2 protein-coding genes are annotated in these 2,456 nt (G+C 58.3%); both read right to left on the bottom strand.

Features of this window, described 5'->3' with window-relative positions; genetic code table 11:
• Positions 1 to 630 (bottom strand): hypothetical protein (locus HOJ95_18850; protein ID MBT6396752.1); only part of this gene is annotated, 630 nt, incomplete at its 3' end.
• Positions 627 to 2,456 (bottom strand): DUF4175 family protein (locus HOJ95_18845; GenBank protein MBT6396751.1); only part of this gene is annotated, 1,830 nt, incomplete at its 5' end. The genes HOJ95_18845 and HOJ95_18850, both read right to left, overlap by 4 nt.

The raw sequence follows: 2,456 nt of genomic DNA, 5'->3' as shown, positions 1-2,456 counted from the left end.
GACGCCTTTTTCGATGTCAGCGCGCCTGATGGTCGAGGCCTTGTGGAAGCGCCCCGGGTCCGAGAACACCTCGACGCGCACACGGCTCGATAGCTTCACCCCCAGCTTGCCGCCGTAGGCGAGATAGGCCGCCTCCAGGGCTTCACTCATGTAGGGGATGAGGAGAGAATCTATTTTAGGGTCATAGCGAATCTCAAAATTTTTAGTGCGATGGGTGGCAAATCCGTCAACCGCCGACTGGGATTGTTTGACGTGAAGCCTGAGCTCGAGCCATTCGCTCTCGCCGGGGCTCCTCTTGAGCGCCTTGTTGAGAAGGGCGATAGATTTCCCATACTCGCCCCGCAGATAGGCCGCTGAGCCCGCCAGCGCATCCCAATCGGCAAGCTTAGGCGCCTTGAGGCGATACTCGGCAATTATTCGCGCGGCCTCATCGAGTTCCCAGGCACGGAGCTTGTCCACCACTTGAGAATAACCCTCGGGCCTTTTGGGTGCCGCATAAGATACAGGTACAACAGGCAATACCTGCGGTGGCAGTGCCGGTGCAGCAACAGAGGCCGAGGGCGACAAGGCCGCAGCAAACCACAAGGCGGTCGAGATCATCACGAGCCCAATTTTTCTTCTCATCATCATCGGGTCAACCGCTCATAATAATTTTCAATCTCTGATTTAAGCGAATTGGGAAGCCCCTCCTTGAGCGCCTCCATCACCTCTTCCCTGAATTTTTCGGGTACCTTGTATTGCTCCCGGTCGGGGATGAGAACCTCGCTGAAATCCGTCCCCTGTCGCCCGTCCTTGCCCTGTTTTCCTTGTCGGAACGAGGGATCCTGCCCCCGCCTGTTGGGATTGCGGGCCCACCAACCACGCCCGGGCCTTCGATAGCCGCCAGCCCCCCGGGGGGTGCCCCTTCCGAGGCGGCCGCGCCGAGCCATCTGCTGCATCGAGCGGTTCATCTGCCTCTGGCTCTGGGCAAGTAGTTCAAGTACGCGCTCCTCGTGTGGAATCGCGGCCGAGGCCCGCCGTTCTCCCAGCGAGCCCTTCGCACCAATCATGGCGGCCCGCGCCTCCTCGATACGTCGGAGTAGTTTCGGGTCCAGGAACGGATAGAGCTGCATCATGCGTCTGATGCGATCTCGAAATGATGTCAAACGATCCTCAAGCGCCTTTTGCCGCTTTTGAAGCTCAGCCAGCGATCGTCGTTCGCTGCCGGGCGCTCTCTTTTCAACTTTTCTCAAAAGCGAATCGAGTCTTTTACTCGCATCTTGCCACCTTTTCATGGCGCGATCTTTTTCTTTTTTCTCGATGCAGGGCTCCTCTTGAACCATCTCCCTCATTCGGCGAATGATGGCAGAAACATCCCGCCAATCGCCAAGCTTGAGATGCCGCTGCATTTTATCGAGCGCGGTGCGGTGTAATCTGCGTCCCTCCTCGCGCCGCTCTTTCTCGGCGCGGCGTTTATCTTCTTCCGACAATTTCGGCAGTGCCGGCATTTTCTGGCCAACGCCACCAGAGGAAAGAGCCCCTCGAATTGCCTCAAGCGCTTTTTCAAGTTTGCGCTCCCCCTCGGCCTTCGTCTCTTTGGTCTTAGAAATTGATTTCGGTCCGCAATCCAACTCGATGATGCGCTCGGCGAGTTGACGCTCCTCGGCAAGTGATTTTTCAAAGCGCCTGGAGAGGGCTTTGAGGCTATTGGGCCACCCCTTTGTCATCCGTCCCATCACATTGCCATGCACATCGACCGTGCCGCTCAGGACGGCCTGCTGCTCTTTGACGATGGCCCCTAGTTCCGTCTGACGACGTCTCATTGGCTGCCCGCCCCGCTGCGCGGACATCTGGTTACGCTGAAGCCTGCGCATGGCGTTCCTTAGCTGTTGAATCTGGTTCATCAGCCGCCGGAGTGTGTCTAGCGCCCCCCGAAAATCGCCCTTTCGCATCTGCTGGCGAATACGATCAAACGCGCTCCGCATGTTTTGCATCGGCATGTTCCGCATGCTTTGCTGGTTCATAAACTCGCCGGGCATGCGGCGGGCTAGACTCGATAGTTGCTGCATGAGCTTGTCAAGTTCCTTTTGGAGACGGGAGACCTCCTTCTCAAGACGACTCTTGGCCCCCGGGCTCGCCTCGCCGGACTTGCGCATCTGCTCTAAAGCGCGAGCTAGATCGCGCTGGCGTTGCATCAGAGAGTCCGCCGTTTTACCAACCTGGTCCATACGGACGCTGCGGAGCATGTCCTCACCCATCGAGGCGAGACGCTCCATACTTTCGGTCGCCTCCTCTCGTTTGGAGAGGCGCTCCTGCTCGCGGGCCCGCCTTTCCTTTTTCGTCATTTTGCTGCCGCTCTCGCCTCTCATCTGATGGCGGGAGAGGAGGTGGCGATCCATCACATCTCGCAGACGCCTCATGAGGGTGGTCAGATCCATACTCGCCAGCGCCTCGCGCGGGTTGTTCGATCTCAAAAG

The organism is Nitrospinaceae bacterium, assembly GCA_018669005.1.
GTDB lineage: Bacteria > UBA8248 > UBA8248 > UBA8248 > UBA8248 > UBA8248.
This window is presented reverse-complemented; position numbering and strand designations above follow the sequence as displayed.